The sequence below is a fragment of the Patescibacteria group bacterium genome (assembly GCA_041662665.1).
Taxonomy (GTDB): domain Bacteria; phylum Patescibacteriota; class JABMPQ01; order JABMPQ01; family JAQVVF01; genus JAQVVF01.
On record JBAZSC010000001.1, the window covers coordinates 505,843 to 525,185 of the forward strand.

The 19,343-nt window shown below is 35.1% G+C and carries 20 protein-coding genes and 2 tRNA genes; 20 read left to right on the forward strand and 2 right to left on the reverse strand.

All coding sequences use genetic code 11. The features are described 5' to 3' along the window. The first annotated feature begins 32 nt into the window (after positions 1–32). The 9 genes from WC663_02620 (at position 33) to WC663_02660 (ending at position 6,629) form a co-directional block, all read left to right on the forward strand. Positions 33–383, forward strand: a complete 351-nt coding sequence (locus WC663_02620; protein ID MFA6296220.1) for a hypothetical protein — start codon at positions 33–35, stop codon at positions 381–383. A gap of 105 nt (positions 384–488) precedes the next feature. Beyond that, the gene (locus tag WC663_02625) at positions 489–806 is read left to right on the forward strand and encodes a hypothetical protein (protein MFA6296221.1); all 318 of its coding nucleotides are present in this window, start codon (positions 489–491) and stop codon (positions 804–806) included. A gap of 155 nt (positions 807–961) precedes the next feature. Beyond that, entirely contained in the window at positions 962–1,366 is a 405-nt protein-coding gene (locus WC663_02630) for a hypothetical protein (GenBank protein ID MFA6296222.1), read from the forward strand. A gap of 163 nt (positions 1,367–1,529) precedes the next feature. After that, complete coding sequence (locus WC663_02635; GenBank protein MFA6296223.1) at positions 1,530–2,069, forward strand: DUF308 domain-containing protein; 540 nt, start codon at positions 1,530–1,532, stop codon at positions 2,067–2,069. An 83-nt stretch (positions 2,070–2,152) separates the two neighbouring features. Next, complete coding sequence (locus WC663_02640) at positions 2,153–2,830, forward strand: TMEM175 family protein (GenBank protein ID MFA6296224.1); 678 nt, start codon at positions 2,153–2,155, stop codon at positions 2,828–2,830. Between the two features lie 16 nt (positions 2,831–2,846). Beyond that, positions 2,847–4,235: a L,D-transpeptidase family protein gene (locus WC663_02645; protein MFA6296225.1), complete on the forward strand. Its 1,389-nt coding sequence runs from the start codon at positions 2,847–2,849 to the stop codon at positions 4,233–4,235. Positions 4,236–4,462: 227 nt separating this feature from the next. After that, on the forward strand, positions 4,463–4,606 hold the full coding sequence (locus WC663_02650) for a DUF5679 domain-containing protein (GenBank protein ID MFA6296226.1): 144 nt from the start codon (positions 4,463–4,465) through the stop codon (positions 4,604–4,606). A 321-nt stretch (positions 4,607–4,927) separates the two neighbouring features. Then, entirely contained in the window at positions 4,928–5,683 is a 756-nt protein-coding gene (locus tag WC663_02655) for a hypothetical protein (GenBank protein ID MFA6296227.1), read from the forward strand. Between the two features lie 160 nt (positions 5,684–5,843). Continuing rightward, positions 5,844–6,629, forward strand: a complete 786-nt coding sequence (locus tag WC663_02660; protein ID MFA6296228.1) for a Wzz/FepE/Etk N-terminal domain-containing protein — start codon at positions 5,844–5,846, stop codon at positions 6,627–6,629. Between the two features lie 110 nt (positions 6,630–6,739). Here WC663_02660 and WC663_02665 read toward each other — a convergent pair whose 3' ends face one another. Further along, positions 6,740–7,933, reverse strand: a complete 1,194-nt coding sequence (locus tag WC663_02665; GenBank protein ID MFA6296229.1) for a glycosyltransferase family 4 protein — start codon at positions 7,931–7,933, stop codon at positions 6,740–6,742. Between the two features lie 265 nt (positions 7,934–8,198). Between WC663_02665 and WC663_02670 the strand changes: the two genes are divergently transcribed. The 7 genes from WC663_02670 to WC663_02700 all read left to right on the forward strand — a co-directional run bounded on the left by WC663_02670 (position 8,199) and on the right by WC663_02700 (position 15,292). Beyond that, positions 8,199–9,266 carry a hypothetical protein gene (locus WC663_02670; GenBank protein MFA6296230.1) on the forward strand — a complete coding sequence of 356 codons (1,068 nt, stop codon included), beginning with the start codon at positions 8,199–8,201 and terminating at the stop codon, positions 9,264–9,266. A gap of 94 nt (positions 9,267–9,360) precedes the next feature. Then, entirely contained in the window at positions 9,361–9,999 is a 639-nt protein-coding gene (locus tag WC663_02675; protein MFA6296231.1) for a hypothetical protein, read from the forward strand. A 494-nt stretch (positions 10,000–10,493) separates the two neighbouring features. Further along, a tRNA-Lys gene (locus tag WC663_02680) sits at positions 10,494–10,569 on the forward strand. 17 nt (positions 10,570–10,586) lie between these two features. After that, positions 10,587–10,675: transfer RNA gene (locus WC663_02685), tRNA-Leu, on the forward strand. A 402-nt stretch (positions 10,676–11,077) separates the two neighbouring features. Then, positions 11,078–12,331, forward strand: a complete 1,254-nt coding sequence (locus WC663_02690; protein ID MFA6296232.1) for a hypothetical protein — start codon at positions 11,078–11,080, stop codon at positions 12,329–12,331. Positions 12,332–12,500: 169 nt separating this feature from the next. Beyond that, positions 12,501–13,949 (forward strand): O-antigen ligase family protein, encoded by a 1,449-nt coding sequence (locus tag WC663_02695; GenBank protein MFA6296233.1) that lies wholly within the window; start codon positions 12,501–12,503, stop codon positions 13,947–13,949. A 119-nt stretch (positions 13,950–14,068) separates the two neighbouring features. After that, positions 14,069–15,292, forward strand: a complete 1,224-nt coding sequence (locus WC663_02700) for a glycosyltransferase family 4 protein (GenBank protein ID MFA6296234.1) — start codon at positions 14,069–14,071, stop codon at positions 15,290–15,292. 105 nt (positions 15,293–15,397) lie between these two features. Here WC663_02700 and WC663_02705 read toward each other — a convergent pair whose 3' ends face one another. Then, positions 15,398–15,907 (reverse strand): hypothetical protein, encoded by a 510-nt coding sequence (locus WC663_02705; GenBank protein ID MFA6296235.1) that lies wholly within the window; start codon positions 15,905–15,907, stop codon positions 15,398–15,400. 429 nt (positions 15,908–16,336) lie between these two features. On the opposite strand from WC663_02705, the gene WC663_02710 reads away from it, so the two are divergent. The 4 genes from WC663_02710 (at position 16,337) to WC663_02725 (ending at position 19,304) form a co-directional block, all read left to right on the forward strand. After that, positions 16,337–17,488: a glycosyltransferase family 4 protein gene (locus tag WC663_02710; protein ID MFA6296236.1), complete on the forward strand. Its 1,152-nt coding sequence runs from the start codon at positions 16,337–16,339 to the stop codon at positions 17,486–17,488. A gap of 293 nt (positions 17,489–17,781) precedes the next feature. Then, on the forward strand, positions 17,782–18,261 hold the full coding sequence (locus WC663_02715) for a dTDP-4-dehydrorhamnose 3,5-epimerase family protein (GenBank protein MFA6296237.1): 480 nt from the start codon (positions 17,782–17,784) through the stop codon (positions 18,259–18,261). A 97-nt stretch (positions 18,262–18,358) separates the two neighbouring features. After that, positions 18,359–18,823: a WbuC family cupin fold metalloprotein gene (locus tag WC663_02720; GenBank protein MFA6296238.1), complete on the forward strand. Its 465-nt coding sequence runs from the start codon at positions 18,359–18,361 to the stop codon at positions 18,821–18,823. Between the two features lie 70 nt (positions 18,824–18,893). After that, a complete protein-coding gene (locus tag WC663_02725) occupies positions 18,894–19,304 on the forward strand; it encodes an HIT family protein (GenBank protein MFA6296239.1) in 411 nt (136 codons plus the stop codon). Positions 19,305–19,343 lie beyond the last annotated feature (39 nt).

Here is a 19,343-nt window from a genome sequence, read left to right on the forward strand (position 1 = left end):
AGAGTTGGTCGCTCATTCAGGAGGAGAGAACAATGGCTGAAGAAAGAGAAAGATTTGATCAATTGATTTGTAAGGCAATCAAAGATTCATTCCGTAAAGTATTTTTTAGTAATGAAGTCAGTGAAGAAAGAGTTGAGATTGCGCGTCAAACTTTAAGGGACCTATGCGAAATGCTGGAGACTGCAGCTTACAAGAAAGAGCACATTCAAGAAACTGTTGATTTCTTAAAGCATATCAGTTACGATCCTTATCGTCACGATGATTGGGCAAGAAGATGTTTGGATAGTTGTATTTATCGACTAAAGGCAAGAGTAAATGCTCCTGAAGAAAGCAAGGTGTTGCAACCAAACGATTTTCCAAAAGACAAGCCAGGAGATGAATAGCTGAACCTTCTTATTTAGTGAGTTACCCTCACTTTTTTTTTACATTTTTTAGAATTTAGTATAATCTAATTAGTTGTTGCTCTGGCAGAACAGACAGGAGGAAACATGCCGAACCCAAAGTTGTTTCGAGAAAATGTGCTTGCAAATATTGACGCCTGCTGTCAAAAAGGTTTTTCTTTATCGCTTGCAAGACCAGATGATAAAAGTTATCTATCAATTCGCCTTGATTATCTGATTGCGCAATGTGAATTACTCGAAGGGTCAGCAATGAATGCAGATGAAATGAAATCAACAATCCATGCATTGTTGCAAGCTAGCATCAAAATTGTCATCGATTCAGGTTCTCGTAGTTTTGGTATTTTGGGATGTAGAATCATTGAAAGCTGCATTTATCGTCTTCAAAACAGATTGGCAACTTTGTAAAATATAATCAGTAGGCGATCTTTTTCATAGTGAGTTACCCTCACTTTTTTATTTGCTCAAAAAAATAATTTCTCTTTACTTTAAGCAAAGAAATGCTATCTTAGAGCTAGCTGGCTCGCAGACAAGAGCCATGTACTTTGGAAGAGGAGGAGCAAATGGCAGAGCCAGAAAAATCAAAGTTGATGCACGAATTGATTTGCAAGGAAATGCTAAAAATCGTTGAATTGGCTTTTGGAAAGATTGAAGGTGTTGTTTCCGCAAATTCTGCAAAGAATATTTGTTTGGATGTTGTGAGAAGGCTTTGTTGTATTCTTGAAGAAGTTGAAATGAAACCAGAGCACATCAAAGAGACAATAAAATCTCTTGGCCGGACGCAAGGTTTCATCAGATTGCTTGAAGGTGCAACTTTTGAAATTTCGACAGATGATTCAGACCGGCTTGACAGAATTCTTGAAAGTTGTATTTCGCGCCTTCATATCAAGCTAAATCCGCCTGAGCAACCAGGTCCAAGCTTTGTTGGGAGTTGTGAAAGAAAACCTGATCCAGGTGCATTGCGATAAACAGAACCTTTAGTGAGTAATCCTCACTTTTTTATTTGTCCAAAAAAATAAAATCATGCTATAATAAATTCAACAAAAAATTAGTGTATTCGCAGTATTCGCATATTCGTATCATTTGCATTATTTGTATATTCGTATTATATATTTAAAAATAAAAAACAATATGAAAACAGGTACATTGTCTAGTTATTCGTGGGCGATGATTCTTAGAGGTGTCATTGCAATTTTATTCGGCGTTCTAGCATTATTTTGGCCAGATTTGACATTAGAATTGTTAGTCTTTTTATTTGCATTCTATGCTTTGTTTGATGGCATTATCGCAATTATCGCTTCAATCAGTTCAATCAAGCATCACAAAAATTGGTGGGCATTTATGTTAGAAGGTTTGCTTGGCATTGCCGCTGGAATTTTCGCTCTAATTTTACCGGAAGTTACATTATTTATTTTGCTTTATGTCATTGCTGCATGGGCAGTAATAACAGGATTAATGGAAATAATAGCTGTCTTTTCTGTTGGTTGGGACGAGCCAACAAAATTATTAATCGGTTTAGCAGGTTTAGCTTCAATTATTTTGGGAGTAATTATGTTCTTATATCCATCCGGAAGTTTATTAGTTTTGTCATGGCTATTAGGAATTTATGCTTTAATATTTGGAATATTATTAATGATGTTCGGTGTCCAAATAAAGAAAATTGATAAATAATTTTAAAGTATTTGTATTATTCCGCATGTAATCCGTCGAATCCGCGTACGCGGATATAACGGATTAAATGCGGATAAAAATTTATGCAGGAGCATATTAAACCTCACAAACTTAAAGATGTTTTGAAGGAAAGTGATCTGTGGATAAAAAATGTAAAAAATACTGAACGCATAATGGATTTTTGCAGTGCGATTTTTGCTTTTTCCGTTACCTTACTAATAATTCAAATTGCTGTTCCGATAGATTGGACTGAAAAATCACTTTATGATGAATTTCAAATTTTATGGCCAGAGGTCTTAGGTTATCTTATTTGTTTTTATGTTATTGTAAAATTTTGGATGAGCAATCTGCATATGTTTAGTTACATCAAGATTTTAAATAGAAATTTCTTGATTTTAATCTGTGTTATGCTTCTAACAATTACTTTTTTGCCATTTCCATCAGATCTTTTTAGTACTCATTTTAATAAAATTACAACAACTATGATTTTCGGTTTGAGCATTGCTCTTGTTGCTTTTATGACTTTTCTAGTCTGGCTTTATTTATACTTTCACAAAGAATTGCATTTCGAAAATATCGATAAAAAAGTAATTTTATACAATTCATTTTTAGCTTTCAACATTGCATTATCATTCGGATTAGCTGTTGCTTGTATGATGTTAACAAATAACATTAATCTGATGTGGATATTCTATTTAATCTTTATCATTTTATTCAATTTCATCACTCGCAAAATCGCAAAAAATTACGCAATCAAATAATAAATCATAAATCAAAATGAAAAAAATTATTGTAAGCGCATTAGCACTTATCGGTTTGTGTTTTAGTCTTAGTCAAGTATTAGCTTATGACACATCATCTCCAGAATTAAAAATCTATAATGCTAATACATTACGATTAAACAAAGGTTTTTTTGCTTACGACAAAAACTTTAAGGGCGGTGCAAGTGTTGCTTTTGCAAAATTAGATGACAGCAATAATAATTTTATAATCACTGGTGCTGGTTATGGTGGCGGACCTCAAGTTAAAATTTTTGATAAATTTGGAAACGAAAAATATTCATTCATGGCTTTTTCATCAAACTTCAAAGGTGGAGTTAATGTTTCTGCTGGAGATGTTAATAAAGATGGCTATGACGAAATAATTTGTTCTCAAGCAAGTTCTGGCCAAGCTTGGATAAAAGTTTATGACAAAACAGGTAAAAAAGTTATTTCAAATTTTTTAGCATTTTCATCAGGCTTTAAAGGCGGAGCAAATGTTGCCTCAGGCGATATTAATGGCGATAAAAAAGATGAAATAATTGTTGGCGCAGGCTATGGAGGCGGTCCACAAGTTCGAGTTTTCAATAAAAAAGGCAATCCAATATTTTCTTCTTATCCTTTCGCATTTGATTACAAAGGCGGAGTAAATGTTGCGTCTGGAGACGTTGATAATGATTTAAAAGATGAAATTATTGCAAGCCAAGCATCAGAAGGTCAAGCTTGGGTAAAAGTTTTCAAAGCTAATAAAGATGTCACTGTTCTTGGAAATTTTTTAGCCTATGATAGCAAATTTAAAGGCGGTGCAACTGTTTCAGCAATTGATGTTAATAATGATAAAAAAGCAGAAGTCATAACAGGTGCTGGATTTGGTGGCGGTCCTCAAGTCAAAGTTTTTACAGCTTCAGGCAATTCTTTAGGCAAAGATTTTTTTGCCTTTGACCAAAATTATAAAGGCGGAATTAATGTTGCTTCTGGCAAATTAACTAATACAGGAAAAAACAAAATTTTAGCATCAGTTGCAAGCTACAAAGGAGAAAGAGGAAATTATCCATATCAAAAATACATTGAAGTTGATATTAGCGAACAATGGTTGAAATATTTTCAAGATGGCAGAAAAATAGGTTATTCTCTAGCATCAACAGGTAATTATGGCACAGACACTCCATTGGGCACATTTTTCATTTTTTCCAAAAGGCTTTCAGTTCGAATGTCAGGGCCTGGTTATGATCTTCCAGGAGTTCCTTATGTATTATCATTCTTAGGTCCATATACAATTCATGGCACTTATTGGCATAGCAATTTTGGACACAGAATGAGCCATGGCTGTGTTAATCTGCCAACACCTTTTGCAGCACAAGTTTATAATTGGGCAGATATTGGTACTCCAGTTGTGATACATTCGTAAAAATATAAAAAACTAAAAATAAACTTTTTTAATAACATTTTTTATATTTTTAAGTTTTTAGTTTTTATCAGCAGTCATTCGTATGTGCCCTTTCGCTAAGGCTATTCGCATACTGTGTATAACTCAATTTACTTTTTACCCTATTTTTGCTAAGCTTTTATAAGAACGAAGAGAGACAAATTTATTAATAATTTAATTTTCCCACAACTGGGAAACAGGAGAAAACAATGGAAGCATATTGTGTAAAATGTAAAGCTAAACAAGAAATGTCAGACGCAAAAGAAATCAAGATGAAAAATGGCAGACCAGCAACAACTGGTAAATGCCCAAAATGCGGAACAAAGATGTTCAGAATCGGAAAGGCAAAATAATTTTTTAGAAAACTAAAAATATCAAAAAGAGCGCAAAGCTCTTTTTTGATTTGTAAAATTTGTTTCTGCGTATTTCGCGATTAATAATTTTGCAATCCAAAATTATTAATTCTGCGTTATTCTGCGAAAATATGATTTCGGATTTAACGGAAAATGATTCAAAAAATATTAAAATATTGTAATCCATAATTTGAGCTGTTATAATCAAATTAAGTCAACCTGCATGCCTTAATTTACATTTGAAATTTATTTCTGGATTCATCTATTTTTCTGGATCTAATTTTTCAAATAGTATGCATTCCGGTTGACAGGTGAAACATTATGATTAAGAAATTAGCTTATAGCATTATATTTCTGGGTTTATTGGAATCAATTATTTATTTTCAAAAATCAAATATTATTCTCATTATTGCTTGTGTTCTATTATTTCTACTTTCAATTGTCTCATCTGTTCGTCTTAAAGCATTACAAAAAATTGGTTTTTGGGGACAAGTAAATATTTCGATTTTGCCTTTATCTTATATTTTGAGTACTTCTGTCTTTCTGTTTTTCATTCCGGAATTATTCAATCTCCAGCAGATTTATATTGCGCTCGTTGTTATTATATTTTATGGCGCTTTAAAACTTGTTGATAATGTTTGTAAAGATATTAACAGTCGTAAATCATTTAAAACCTGTGATTTTCTGATTACAATTTCAGCTTTTCTATTTTATTCTAGTATTTTTGGAATGTATCTTTTTTTAAAATGGCCATCATGGATTTTTCTCATCCTCTTGGCTTTAGTCACTTTTATTTTAACTTACGAATTTTTTTGGCATAATATGCTCCTCAAAAAGCATATTGTTTATTCGTTGATTTTGACCTTAATAATATCAGAAATTAGTTGGGCACTGACACTTTGGCCAACAGGCTTTTTGCCAAGATCAATGGTGATTTTTGCAGTTTTTTATGCTTTTACCACTCTATCTAAACATAATTTTAATAAGACTTTAAACAAGAAAACTGTTATCAGCATAATCATAATTTCTATAATAATGCTATGTTTGGCTTTGCTAACGACACAATGGGAATTCTAACGTGAATTGCTCCATTGCTCCATTGTTAAATTGTTAACTGTTTTTGAAGATTAACAATTTAGCAATTTAACAATTAAACAATTTAGCTTAATTAAAGCAAAAGACGCTGTATTACCAAAAAGTCTTGACAAATAAACCGCGTTATGTTATATTTAGACGTATGAAAAATTTACTTAATCTAAAAAAATATTGGTTAATTCTTATTGCCTTCACTCTAATCTTTAGTGTGATAGGTTTTGTTGCTTCTGTTGTCCAAACTCAAAAATATGAGTCAACAGTCCAACTTTTAGTTATTCAGAAATATGGTGATCAGTTTGATGCTTTTACAGCCAAAAGATCAGCAGAAACAGTTGCTGAAACATTATCAAGCGTTGTTTATACAAGCTCATTCATGAATCAAACTTTAAATGCGCCTCTTGGCATAACTGATAATTTTCCAAAAGATTTAAAGGAAAGAAAACAAGCTTGGAAAAAAGAAATCAATGCTAGATTATTAGAAGGCGGTAATTTCCAAATTATCGTTCGTGATAAAGATAGAGATCAAGCTGAAAAAATAGCTTATGGCGTTGCCTATATATTTGTTACAAATGGTAGCGAATATCATGGTGGTGGTCAGCAAGTTGATATTAAAATGGTTGAAAAACCAATTACTTCAGTCAAACCTGTTAGCCCAAACATCTATTTAAATACAATCTTAGGCTTTGTTGCTGGTTTATTCACAGCAATTGGAATTATATTCTTGCTTCCTGAAAAAAAGGAAGTAAAGAAGACTAAAATAATTAAAAAAGCAGAGCCAAAATTTCCATTCAAAAAAGCTACTTCAACTGTTCCAGAGAATTTACCAATAGCTAAAACTTTCGAAAAATCAGAAGATAAAAAAGGTTATACTGGCGAGGAATACTCTGAAAATAAGGTTGATGAATGGGTGAAATCAGGAAGAAAATAATTTAATAATTTCAATATAAAAACGAGTTTCAAAAAGAGACTCGTTTTTTGTTTGTAAAAAAATATTAGAAATTAGAAATTAGAAATTTTTACGAGTAAATTATCCAATATCTAATTTCCAATTTCTAATATTTTAGCTAATTTCTTCACCAACTCGTTCCAATCAAAATCCTTCTTTACGCGTTCATACCCATAATTTCCTAGATCATTAGCTAATTTCTCATCACGTAAAATTTTAATTAAACTATCAGTAATTTCCTTAATATTCTCTGGATTTACTAATATGCCAGTTTGACCATCTAAAACAGCTTCAGCAACACCACCGGAATTTCCGGCAATTACCGGCTTTTTACAGGCATTTGCTTCAAGATAAACAAGACCAAATCCTTCAATATCTTTTTTATTTTCCATCTCTTTTGAAGGCATAATAAAGACATCGCAAAGATTATAATAAAAATTCAAATCTTTATCAGTGATTTTAGTATAGATTTTGACCTTGTCATCTAGCCTTAAATTTCTGATTAATAATCTTAATTTTTCAAGAGTTGGTCCATTGCCAATAATGTAATATTTTGCATTTGGAACGCGTTTCAAAACATTTGGCATTGCTTTGATCACTAATTCATGATTTTTGCGTGGCACCAATCTTCCGCAAGTTAAGATAATCTTTTGATTCTCTAGTTCAAATCTTTGTTTAATTTTAAGGGAATCTAAAGGATGAAAAAGCTCGGTATTTACGCCAGGTGGAATTTTAATAAACTTTTCAGATAACATGTTTTCAGTTTCTGAATTAGTTGTTTTATCATCGCTTTTCAAAAAGCCAAATTTAGAAGCAATATAATCACGCATAAAATCAGTTGTCACAACAATATTCTGCGCATCGTCCAAAACCCTTTTCATCATCTTTTTGTGAAATCCAGACTTGCTATCAATCTCTTTGATTTCTGTTCCATGAGTATAAACAATGTAGGGGATATGTAATATTTTTTTAGCCAAATAAGCAGTCATGCCCATTGGATGAATATGACCGCAGTGGATAACTTTTACTTCATTTTCTTTTACTATTTTTCGTAATGTAAAAAAGTAATCAACAGAGCTCAAGCCAAACATTCTAAGAGAGCTATTATAGCTTTTTCGGATAATTTTAAAGCCTTGTTTTTTATCAAAATCGGACGCATTAGAATTAATTGGTGCCCAAACTACGACCTTATCAGAAGGCAATCTTTTGCAAATGTTATAAAGATAATTTTGAATTCCACCTCTTTCTGGAGGAAAGAAATAGGTGAGAAATAATGATTTTTTCATGAAATTTATGAATTGAATATTGAATATTTAATATTGGCGTCGAGAGTCGGATAATATTCAATATTTAATATTCAGTAACTTTATTCTACCAAATAATCAAAAATCACACAAATATTGCTATTATATTGGCTTAAACAAGGGAAAGTGATAAAATCCCATTGACAAGATTTTTAGATTGTGCTAATCTACTAAGTTACAATCCTCAGGTTCTGGAGAGAAAGGCAAGAACACTCACAACGAGAGAGAAAACGAGGAGGCAAGGGAAATGAAGCGCACCAACAACATGCTCAAGATCGTGGCGGCGGGTTTCGTGATGTTCATGATGATGTTCAACTTCAACCCCTTCTACAACTACTTCTACGACGAGGACGAGGGTGTCGCGTACGCGCAGGGCGAGCAGAGCGAGAAGGTGGAGTGGAAGATGTTGGACGCTGGGTTCCAGGGTCAGAACGTGGCCTGGAAGAGCGAGTGGTCCTCCATGGTCATGGATGCGAAGTCGATGGTTGATATGAATCCGCTGAGTTGTGTAGAGGTGAAGGGTTTCGAGGACGTGATTGGCTACGGCCAGTCCAAGCAGGAGCGCCTGGAGATCCGGGTCGCGGGTGGCGAAGAGCCCCTGCGGCAGGATCGGGCGCGCAAGCGGATGATCTACGTGATGAGCAAGATTCGTGAGACTGGGCTGGAAGGTGCACAGGTCAAGGAAGGAATCCCCGTCATCAACGCCCCCAAGGGGCAGCGTGGCGCGGTGATCACCCTGATCAAGGATTGCATTCCCAAGCCGCCTGTTGCCTGCTGGGATACGAACCAGAACAGCCAGTGTGACTACGAGGAAGACGTCAACAAGGACAACAAGTGTGATGTCATCGACTGCAGGGGCGACGATGGATCGAACGGTCGGAACGGCAAGATGGACATCGACTACGACTTCATCGGCCAGTACATGGTGAGCTTCGAGCGACCTGACTTCTACGGCTTCGAGCTTCGCGTCAACTTCCCGGTCAGCGACATGCTGATGCTGGGACTGGGCGCGGAAGCAGGGAAGTCGGACGGTGTGGCGGCGGCGGGATTCGAGCTGGCTGGAGAGTACGATCTGAACCGCTACTTCAAGCCTCGTCTCTCCCTGGTCGGTCGGGCGTTCGAGCTCGACAATCATCTCTACTTCGGTAGGGGTGAGATCGGCGGAGGGCTGGGGTTCGTCGGCGAATTCGCGGAGTTCGACCACCTCTCCCTGATCTACGAGCTCCGAGGAGAATGGAAGGGAGAACTGGCGACGGGCAGGCGGGAATGGAAGGACGTGAAGTCCGGGGTCTTCGACCTCGGCCTCCGGTTCTAGTTCGAGAAGCTCCGGGCGCCCGACAAGACAACCGGCTGACAAGAAGTCGGGCGCCCGGTTCCGGTGGCAAGAACGGTTCGAGAGGAGGTGTGCGATGAACGCGTTCGCGAAGTTCCTGTTCTGCCTGCTGATCGGTCTGTGCCTGTCCATCAACTGGAGCTGCGCGCTCCGCGAGGACGCCCAGCCGCCGGAAGACGGTGGCGAGGGCGAGGGAGAAGGCGAGGGCGAGGGTGAGGGCGAAGGTGAAGGGGAAGGTGAGGGTGAAGGCGAAGGAGAAGGCTGCGAGGGCGAAGGTGAGGGCGAGGGCGTGGAGTGCCAGGACGGTGAGCTCCGCCCGTGCAACTGCGACAGCGGCGACGTCGGCTACCAGACCTGCAAGGGAAGCTGGGGCGAGTGCGTCTGCGACTGTGGCGGCGACTGCGAAGGTGAGGGCGAGGGCGGCGAGGGGGAGGGTGAAGGTGAGAGCTGCTCGGTGTGGATCCAGGATGGGATGCTGTGTGGTGACATCGCTGGTCTGACTTCGTGGACGTTCGGCTGCATGCCTCCGGGTGTGGAGTCGGTCTGCGAGCTGAAGACCTTCGGTGGAACCTGCACGATGATCCCGACTGGTGTCGACTCCGCGTGGCCCCGTTCGATCAACGGTGTCTGGCTGACAGTCGTGGGCTGCATGGCTCGCGACGGTCTCCAGATCACCAGCGATCCGAGCGGCGGCCACTACCTGACCCTGCCGTAAGATCTTCAATCCCGCCCGACAAACGCAAGTGCGTCGGGTGCGGCCTCTCTCAACACAACAACAAGCAATTCCTGTACATTCTGTTCCTTTAAGAGTTCACTTCAGTGAGCTCTTTTTTTATCCGCCGAAGCCTGAAAGGCGAAGGCGGATTTTGTTCAAATTTTAGAAACTCGGTTTTATGGGTAAAGAAAAATTAACGTATTTCTGGGATAGTTAATTTAAGTTAAGTAAAATGTTGCTTTGCACAAAAACCGAGTTTCGTAACGTCGTAATCAACACGCGAAACTCGGTTTTTTCGAAAACCGAGTTTCAAATCAGCTGTGATTTTACGTATTTATAAAATCACATAGAATTGCCCCAAAAGGCATATTTTACTATAAAAGCAATATCATACCAGCTCTATATCAATCTCACGCTAGGCCAAAAACCTTGACAAATTTAGCCATTGTAGTATACTTATAAGTTAAAAATCCAGCCACCTGTACTTTCGGTAAGCGCCCATAGCTCAGCTGGTAGAGCTGCGGACTTTTAATCCGTCGGTCGAGGGTTCGAATCCCTCTGGGCGTACCACGTCAGTCGTTCCTTCAGCCCGGATGGCGAAAAGGCAGCCGCGCTGGGCTTAAAACCCGGTGGTCCTGAACCAACCGTGCGGGTTCGAATCCCGCTCCGGGCACCATCAACAGCATCTAATCGTGCTGTTTTTTTCTTGTCCAAATTTTTTGTTCAGTTGCTAATCGAATATCAATACTGATTTGAAACTCGGTTTTCGAAAAAACCGAGTTTCGCGTGTTGACTGTAACACTACGAAACTCGGTTTTTGTGCAAAGCAATATTTTATTTTATCTAAATAAACTATTTAAAAAATACACTAATCTTTCTTTACCCATAAAACCGAGTTTCTATTCGAGCGATTTGTGGCCTTAAGGCATTCGTGAGATTAGTAATGTAAAAAGAGTTTGACATAAATACAAAATAGTAGTATTCTCTAATATCCTGTTTAAAGCAAGCAACTTTTATTTATCAATGGAAAAAACTTCGAAGACAGAAACCAGGAGAGCAAAAAGGGAGGAAAAAGGGAATGAGCAAGTTCAGACGTGCTTTTATTATTGCAGGCATTCTTTTGTTTTCGCAAACAACATATGCTGCAAATACTTGTCCAAATTCTCAAGTTTCAGCTTGGACTGAAAAAGGATCAGTTTGTGTTACCGCAAATTTGACTGGATCCGTTCAGATTTTTGCGCCAGAGAATTTCTTGATCTATATCAACAAAGTCAAGGTTTCTGGAATTCAGTACAATCGTGGAAAAGCATATTTCAAGGTTTATTTGATGCCAGGCAAATACGATATTTATGTTGGCACCAACTCAAACAATTACAGGCACGAGACAATTCAGATTCATGCCTCAAAGACTGAATCAGTAACTTTCGCATCGCCAAAGTTGATGTACAATGCTCCGAATGTTTCATATCCAGAAATCAATCCAGAGAAGATTGTGCAGAAATGGGATTTGGTTGATGCTGCTTTGAAGGGAATGGATTGTGTTTATAAGGAATCATGGAAAAAAACTCTGCAAGAGGCAGCAATTGCTTTGTCAAAGGAAGAGCCAACATCCTGTTTGGATATTGCTGGAATCGATGATGTCAACGATTTTGTCGACTTGGCAACGCCAGAAGTCAGAGCAGCAGGTAGTCAAGATGCATTTCATACCATCAGAGCGCAAGGTAGAGCAAGCTTGATCATGTATCGTTTTGAAATGGATTTCAATGTTCCGCCAAAGCGTTTGCGCGAAGGCAAGATTGTGATTAGAGGTGAAAAGGGAATTCGAGGAGTCAGGATTACGCTCGTCAAAGGATGTTTGTCTCAAGCTGTCAATTCAAATCCTGTTGTAAATGTTCCTGATTCAGTAATGGATGTTTGGAGAGCAGGAGATGATGTTGCTAGGAAAAGGAAGCATTGGGAAGCAATCTATGGCGCAAGACTTGTTTTTGGCGCTGGATATAGCACTTACCTTGATAATGTCTTGCAGACTCATCAGATTGAATTCCCAACTGACTTTAATTCAATTCTAGTAATTCCAGGAATGCGTCTTGGAACATCAGACTATGACAATTTCTATCCTTCTGCGATGTTTTCACTTGGCTATGACCTTGTATATCTCAAGCCAAGGATTGGTGGAATTGTTACTGGTCATATCTCAGAAAGAGAAATTGAACGAAGCCTGTTTGCTGGAATTGTGTTTCCTCTGCCTGTCGAAAATTTGACCTTGGGTTCGCAATATGAGTATGGCAATTTTGGCCAAAACGGTTTTCTTTCCATTGGATTCGATCTTTAATAGCTCACATTAGTTGAGCTTTTTTTATGCTTACAAATCTCACAAATGCCTTCTGGCCACAAATTAACACCAATAATTTAGAGAAACTTTTTTTTATTCAAAAAATATGTTACACTAAAAAAAAGTCAATTTCTTAATTTCCGAATTTCTTAATTTCTAAAATTATTAAATGGAAACCATTAAAAACCAAATAAAAAATCTATCAAAACCGGCAATCTATACAGCATTATGTTTTCTTTATGTCAGTATTTTTATTTTGCCAACATTTTTTATTCCTTTTAATATTTTTCTATACCTTTTCGGCATTGGTTTTGCTTCATTATTTATCCTCAAAATTCCAGAAGTTGGCTTATATACCATAATATTATGCACAATGGTTTACGAAAGATTTTTTACTTTGCAGCCAATTGTTTTTGATATTAATATCTACAAAATTTATCCAATTGATGCAATATTATTAGTTACTTTTATCAGTTTTTTAATTCATCATTTTGGCAATCTAAAAAGCAAAGAAATAAAATATACCAGATTAGAAATTGCCACTTTTATTTTCTTTTTAACATTAGTCGTTGCAGTAGTTTACAGTATTATCAAAAATCCAGACAAAGAATTGGCAATTGCAACATTCAAGAATTATAGCTATTTATTAATTTTATTTTTAACGATTTTTATAATAAGGACAAAGATTCAGTTCAAGAGAATTATAAATGTCATTTTAGCTGGTGGCATTATATTAATTGGCTTTATTATTTATGGACTTGCCTCAGGAAATGGGCTTTGGAGTGAATTTACTCCAGGAACAAGATATTTAGCGCAGACACACACGTATTATCTATTATTGCCAGTTTTTATTGCAATTGTTTTTCTAACATATGGCAAGGAAATTTATGGGCATATCAGAACTCAAGCTATAATTTTAATTCAATCAACAGGCATTATCGCAGGTTTGCACCGACATTTATGGCTTGGATTTGGAGCTGGACTTGCTACAATTTTATTACTATCAGACAAAGAAAAAAGAAAAATCGCTCTAAAAAATATTTTAAGCGTTCTTCTTGCAGGTTTGATAATTTTTTCTTTAGTAATTTGGATTGCTGCTTTATCAAATGCCAATCTTAATATTAAGGCTTCATCTTATGTCCAAAGATTTACAGAAAGAGTTCAATCATTGTTTACCTTAAAATCAAGTAATATTGAAGATGCTGCTGGTTGGAGATTAAAAGCATGGCAAGAAGGCTTAATTTTGTATGCCAAAAATCCAGTTCTGGGCATCGGTTTTGGAAAGATGATCAATGTCGAATTCAAAGGTTTCGTTTCTACAGTTGAAATGAGAGCTTTGCATAATGAGCCATTAGGACTATTGATTCAAGCTGGTTTATTAGCTCTTATTCCATTTATAATAATAAATATTTATTTAATAAAATATTTTATTAAGCTTTACAAGACAAAAATAGAAGAACAGCCAGAATTAATTGCCTTATTTGCTTTTTATATCGCTACAATGGTCAGCATGTTTTTTTCCTTGTATTTAGTTACGAATATGCTTAATATATTCTATTGGATTGCAATGGGATTAATTGTCAGTTTGTATAAGATGTACAAGCCTGAGATTAAATAATTATCAATTTTACAATTTACAATAAATTACCAATTTACAATTTTCAAATTATGGTTTTCTGCTTGAAAATTGGTTATTGAAAATTTATTGTAAATTGATAATTGGAAATTGAAAATTTTATGAGAATAGTTCAAGCCAACAAATTTTATTATCTAAAAGGCGGTGCAGAGCGCTATTATTTTAATTTGATAAAATTGCTTGAATCAAAGGGTCATGAGATTATTCCTTTTTCAATGCAGGATGAAAAGAATGAACCAAGCGAATATTCTAAATATTTTGTTAGCAATGTTGATTTTGATAAAAAAGGGCAGAGTTTTAAAAAGGCAAGAAGAGTATTATATTCACTTGAAGCCAAAAAGAAGTTTGAACAACTAATTTGTTCAACCAAGCCAGATCTAATTCATATTCATAATATTTATCACCAGATCTCACCATCAATTCTTACAATTGCTAAAAAATATAAAATTCCAGTTGTTGAAACTTTGCATGATTTTAAGCTTATCTGCCCTAATTATACTTTGTATTCAAAAAACGAACTTTGTGAACAATGCAAAAAATATCGCTATTACAAATGCGCATTAAGAAAATGTATTAAGAATAAATTCTGGCAAAGTTTGTTAGCATCTAAAGAAATGTATTTTCATAAGTTCATCAGAATCTATGAAAACAATGTTAATCAATTTTTAGCGCCAAGCAAATTTGTTTACGATAAAATTTTGAAATTTGGCATTATAAAACCAGATCAAATTACAATTTTACCTGAATTTATTTTTGATTCGACTGGTGAAGGAGTCCTCTCCTTCGCCAAATCGTCGCAATCATATATTTTATATTTTGGTAGGCTTATCAAAGAAAAGGGAATCAAGACTTTAATCAACGCAATGAAACAAGTTAAAGGCTTAGAATTACATCTTGCAGGAACAGGACCAGATGAACAGGAATTTAAAGATTTAGTAAAAAAAGAAAACTTAAATAATATTAAATTTTTTGGCTTTTTAGATCAAGAAAAATTACAGCAAGAAATAAGCAATTCATTATTCGTTATTCATCCTTCCGAAGTCTATGAAACTTTTGGCTTATCGATTTTAGAAAATTATGTTTTAAATAAACCTGTCATCGCATCTAATTTAGGCGCTTTGCCAGAGATAGTAAAAGACAAACAAACTGGTCTTCTGTTCAAAGCAGGCGATAGCCAGGATCTTGCAGATAAAATAAATTATTTAGCTAATAACCAAGATTTAGCTAAGCAAATGGGAGATAACGCCAAAATTTTAACCGAACAAAAATATAGTTCAGATGACCATTATCAAAAGATAATCAAGATCTATGAAGGATTATTATAAATTTTACTAATTCTTACAGTAGGCGAGAAAACGTTTTCTCGCCTTCGTGTTAATTTAGGCAAAGAAAAAATCAGCTCAAGGCTGATTATTTTTAGTGTACAATTATTAGCGTAATCTCAACTGTATCAAGTTTCTGCAAGGTTCATCCGCAATTGAAAAAAGTGCGACAGGACCGTTACTATTATAGAAAATCATTCCTTCTTTGCTCAGAGATGTTATTTCTACGAGCTTATAATCTTGCTTGAAGGATTCAAGACTAGCAGTAGAATCTAAGCCCTTAGCTAGACATTCCCAAGCAGTAACTTCACAAAAAGCTAAAATTCCATAGATATAATGTCGAGGCATTTCAAACACTTCTCCAGGTTTTGGCATGTCAGTTCCAGTACTTTTTCTAAACCAATAGATATGAAGTTCTTTCTGGCCAAGGCAGATAAATTCGCACTGCATTGACTCAAAGATTCTACCTGCGTAGATTCCCTTTGATGCAACTTTAAAAGACAAAGGATACAGATTATAGACATATGCATCAAGTAAGTGTTTTTCTTCGCCATGTTCAGAAATTCGAATAATGACACCCTGACCAACTTGCCATTCATTTTTCATTTGTCCCTCCATTGTCCGCCGTAGCCATTTGAATTGTGGCGAAGGCGGGCTTTTTCTAGGGTGCGACTGTCATAATATTATGCTAAAAATAATCAATTTGCAAGAGTCTAGATGTAATGAATAAATAACTTGTTCACGAGCGTACAACTTTCGTACGTTTTTTTATACCCAAAACCACATTATCCACAAGAAAAGCTTGACTATTAAGCCAAAAACTGCTACACTGCTTAGTCAAATTGAAAATGTCTTAAATAAGCCAAAAAAACAAAGATTTACAAAAAAGCCTTGACAGCAAAGGCTAAAAGTGCTATATTTATACGTCGATAAATAGACATCTAAAATAACCAAAAAACTGAATTATATGCATTTCATGAGGGAGATTTATCCGTTAATTCGCATATTCGTAGATTAGCATAAATTCGTATATTTGTATTATATATTATGAAAATAGCTTTTATAGGACAAAAAGGAATACCAGCTAAATCTGGCGGTGTCGAAAGACACGTTGAGGATTTAGCCACTAGATTGGCAAAACAAGGCCATGAAGTTTTTGTATACACAAGACCAAATTATACTGATCCAAATATTAAGTTTTACAAAAACGTCAAATTGGTATCTTTGCCTTCAATAAACTCAAAAAACTTTGATGCTATTTCTCATACCTTAATTTCAACATTTCACGCTATATTTCAAAAATACGATATTATTCATTATCAAGGTGTTGGACCATCAACTTTAGCATTTATTGCTAGATTATTTACAAAATCAAAAATTATCTCAACTTTTCACTGCCAAGATCAATACCATCAAAAATGGGGTTGGTTTGCAAAATTATATTTAAAATTTGGTGAATTCGCTGCATGTAAATTTCCTCACCAAACTATTGTTGTCTCAAAAATTATTAGACAAATTGCTAAAGAAAGATTTAATACCGAAGCTATCTATATTCCAAATGGTATTAACTTTTTAGATCTTAAAAATCAAAATAGCAATATTTTACAAAAATTCAATTTGGAACAAAATAAATATATTTTGACTGTTGGCCGTTTAGTAAAGCACAAAGGCATTCATTATTTAATTGATGCTTTCAATAAAATCCAAACTGACAAAAAATTAGTAATTGTCGGTGATTCAGCATGTTCTGATGATTATGTTGAATTTATTAAAGAAAAAGCAAAAAGCAACCCAAACATTATTTTAACTGGTGCTGTTTTTGGTAAAGATTTACATACATTATATAAAAATGCTTATTTATATGTTCAGCCATCAGAAGCTGAAGGTTTGCCAACTACAGTATTGGAAGCAATGAGTCATGGAAGATGTGTTCTTGTTTCAAACATTCCAGAAAATATTGAAGCTTTCGCTGGATTTGGATATTTATTCATGAACAAAAATGTTGATGACTTAGCTTCAAAATTAGAAATCTTAAATCAAAGAACTGATTTGATTATGGAAAAAGGTGAAAAAGCAAAAACTTACGCTTTAGAAAATTACAATTGGGACATTTTAAGTCTTCAAACAGAAATTTTGTATGAAAAAACTCTTCAAAATAGAGAAGAGTTATCTTTCAGTTTGCGTAAAATCGAAATCTAGATTATTTCCTGAAAAATAATTTTAAGCTAATTTTCAGCAATTAGTATTAAAGTTATGTTTCAGGAGATAAACTCCAAAATCGAGTTAATCTCCTTAAAGCAGGTGTGGCGCTACTATGTCACCCTGCTTTTATATTACACTAAATTTTAAAAATAAGAATAATGAAAAATAATCTAGCCCTGTTGATAAATATGTTTTATACTTTAATAAAGCGAAAATTGCTTCATTGCTAAATTATTAAATTGCTGTAGCGACAGGGCAGTGCCCTGTCGCTACGAAATAAATAAAATTTTATGATTCAAGGTGTCAAAATCAAACAGTTAATAATTCGTAAAGACAAACCAGATCTAGATCAGAAAAAAGTTAAACCAGGACATTTGCTAGAAATTTTAAGATCTGATGACAAATTATTAACAAAATTCGGACAAACAATTTTTACTGTTGCTTATCCTGGTACAATCAAAGCTTTTCATTGGCACAAAAAACAAGACGATCTTTGGTTTTTCGCGACTGGCAAGGCAACTATTGTATTGTATGATACTCGCAAAAAATCAAAAACTTTTGGCGAGACTCAAGTAATTGAATGCAACACTGAAACAGATCCAAAATTAGTATTAATTCCAATCGGTGTTGCTCATGGCTACAAAGCTCAAGGTAAAAAACCAGTTATGCTTTTTTATCATACAACAAAACCATATAATGCTAAAAATCCAGATGAGCAAAGACTTCCATACAATGATCCAAAAATCGGATTCAATTGGAATAAAATATAAGTAGCTGGTTGCAGAGTCCTCTCTGCAACCACATCAACGTATTAAAATAATTTCAGAAAAGATTCTGAAATCAGCAAATTAGTTTTAAATTTTAAAGATGATATCGATAGATCAAAATCTAATTTCACAAACCTTAGAACAGGCAAAGGATAATCCTCGTCATCGACAAATTTTTCGTTTTCACAAATTAAAAGAACCAGTTCAGAGAATGCTCAATGCTTTATTGCCAGACAGCTATGCTAGACCGCATTACCATTCTGACAAGCCAGAAGTATTTATAATTTTAAAAGGCAAATTAGCAATTATAAAATTTAATAAGCAAGGAAAAATAATTCAGCAAGAAATAATTAAAAGTTCAGGTCCAAATTTTGGCGTTGAAATAAAACCTAAAGAATGGCATAGTATTGTTGCTTTAATTCCATCTGTTGTATACGAAATTAAAAAAGGACCATATATTAAAAAGACTGACAAAGTTTTTGCCAAATGGGCGCCTGAAGAAAACACTGATGAAGGACAAAAATATTTAAAAAAACTTAAAAATATAATACGAATATACAAATAATGCTAATCTACAAAAATACGAATTCGCATATTCGTTGATTAGCATAAATTTATAGATTCGTATCACACTAATGAAGAAATGCATTTTCTGTCAAATTGCAAAAAAAGAATTGCCGTCAGATATAATTTTTGAAAATAAAAATGTGATGGCAATTTTAGATATTATGCCAGTAAATCTAGGCCATGTTTTAGTTATTCCAAAAAAACATTTTGCTACAATGGTCGATGTTCCAGATAAATTATTACAGGAAATGATTGTGGTTTCCAAAAAAGTTGGCAAAGCAATTATGAAAGGTCTGAAAGTAAAAGGTTTTAATTTAAGTACAAGCAATGGTAGAGTTGCTGGACAAAAAATTGATCACGTCCATTTTCATCTTATTCCAAGATTTGCAAATGATGGTTTAAAATTATGGCCACAAAGACAAGGATATAGAGCAACTGAAGCTGAAAAAATTGTTAAAAAAATTAAGAGCAAACTTTAGAAAACAGGAAATAGAAAACAGAAAACAGGTGTGGTCGTT

Bases quoted from the DNA above. Each gene is read 5' to 3' on its own strand.
- WC663_02620 (MFA6296220.1), top strand. From the start codon at position 33: ATGGCTGAAGAAAGAGAAAGATTTGATCAATTGATTTGTAAGGCAATC.
- WC663_02625 (MFA6296221.1), top strand. From the start codon at position 489: ATGCCGAACCCAAAGTTGTTTCGAGAAAATGTGCTTGCAAATATTGAC.
- WC663_02630 (MFA6296222.1), top strand. From the start codon at position 962: ATGGCAGAGCCAGAAAAATCAAAGTTGATGCACGAATTGATTTGCAAG.
- WC663_02635 (MFA6296223.1), top strand. From the start codon at position 1,530: ATGAAAACAGGTACATTGTCTAGTTATTCGTGGGCGATGATTCTTAGA.
- WC663_02640 (MFA6296224.1), top strand. From the start codon at position 2,153: ATGCAGGAGCATATTAAACCTCACAAACTTAAAGATGTTTTGAAGGAA.
- WC663_02645 (MFA6296225.1), top strand. From the start codon at position 2,847: ATGAAAAAAATTATTGTAAGCGCATTAGCACTTATCGGTTTGTGTTTT.
- WC663_02650 (MFA6296226.1), top strand. From the start codon at position 4,463: ATGGAAGCATATTGTGTAAAATGTAAAGCTAAACAAGAAATGTCAGAC.
- WC663_02655 (MFA6296227.1), top strand. From the start codon at position 4,928: ATGATTAAGAAATTAGCTTATAGCATTATATTTCTGGGTTTATTGGAA.
- WC663_02660 (MFA6296228.1), top strand. From the start codon at position 5,844: ATGAAAAATTTACTTAATCTAAAAAAATATTGGTTAATTCTTATTGCC.
- WC663_02665 (MFA6296229.1), bottom strand. From the start codon at position 7,933: ATGAAAAAATCATTATTTCTCACCTATTTCTTTCCTCCAGAAAGAGGT.
- WC663_02670 (MFA6296230.1), top strand. From the start codon at position 8,199: ATGAAGCGCACCAACAACATGCTCAAGATCGTGGCGGCGGGTTTCGTG.
- WC663_02675 (MFA6296231.1), top strand. From the start codon at position 9,361: ATGAACGCGTTCGCGAAGTTCCTGTTCTGCCTGCTGATCGGTCTGTGC.
- WC663_02690 (MFA6296232.1), top strand. From the start codon at position 11,078: ATGAGCAAGTTCAGACGTGCTTTTATTATTGCAGGCATTCTTTTGTTT.
- WC663_02695 (MFA6296233.1), top strand. From the start codon at position 12,501: ATGGAAACCATTAAAAACCAAATAAAAAATCTATCAAAACCGGCAATC.
- WC663_02700 (MFA6296234.1), top strand. From the start codon at position 14,069: ATGAGAATAGTTCAAGCCAACAAATTTTATTATCTAAAAGGCGGTGCA.
- WC663_02705 (MFA6296235.1), bottom strand. From the start codon at position 15,907: ATGGAGGGACAAATGAAAAATGAATGGCAAGTTGGTCAGGGTGTCATT.
- WC663_02710 (MFA6296236.1), top strand. From the start codon at position 16,337: ATGAAAATAGCTTTTATAGGACAAAAAGGAATACCAGCTAAATCTGGC.
- WC663_02715 (MFA6296237.1), top strand. From the start codon at position 17,782: ATGATTCAAGGTGTCAAAATCAAACAGTTAATAATTCGTAAAGACAAA.
- WC663_02720 (MFA6296238.1), top strand. From the start codon at position 18,359: ATGATATCGATAGATCAAAATCTAATTTCACAAACCTTAGAACAGGCA.
- WC663_02725 (MFA6296239.1), top strand. From the start codon at position 18,894: ATGAAGAAATGCATTTTCTGTCAAATTGCAAAAAAAGAATTGCCGTCA.